The following is a 593-nucleotide window of genomic DNA, read 5'->3' as shown; positions in this document are numbered from 1 at the left end:
GCCGTCACTACGATCACTGATTCGGTCGACAACACCGGCCTGACCCTGACCGCGACCAACAACGTCGTTGAAGGCGGTCAGATCACCTACACAGCGACCTTGACCAACCCGGCGCAAACCCCGGTAACCGTCACCCTGTCCAACGGCTCGACCATCACCATTGCGGCCGGCGACACCATTGGCACCGTCAACGTGCCGACTGCGGCCAATGACGTTTACAACAACGGCAGCACTGTCAGCACCACCATCACCAGTGCAACCGGTGGCAACTTCGAAAACCTGGTGCCGAACCCGACGCCAGCCGTTACCACCATTACCGACTCGGTCGACAACACCGGTCTGACCCTGACCGCGACCAACAACGTCGTTGAAGGCGGACAGATCACTTACACCGCAACACTGACCAACCCGGCGCAAACCCCGGTAACCGTCACTCTGTCCAACGGTTCGACCATCACCATTGCGGCCGGCGACACCGTGGGCACCGTCAACGTGCCGACGGCAGCCAATGACGTTTACAACAACGGCAGCACCGTCAGCACCACGATCACTGGCGCTACCGGTGGCAATTTCGAAAATCTGGTGCCGAACGC

The 593-nt window shown here is 60.4% G+C and carries 1 protein-coding gene; it reads left to right on the top strand.

Going from position 1 to position 593, the window contains the following annotated elements:
- The coding region (locus AC4IHP_RS27810; protein ID WP_490833284.1) for an immunoglobulin-like domain-containing protein at positions 1 to 593 on the top strand (593 nt) is incomplete at both ends.

This window comes from Pseudomonas sp. UF-293 (genome assembly GCF_058245595.1).
This window is presented reverse-complemented; position numbering and strand designations above follow the sequence as displayed.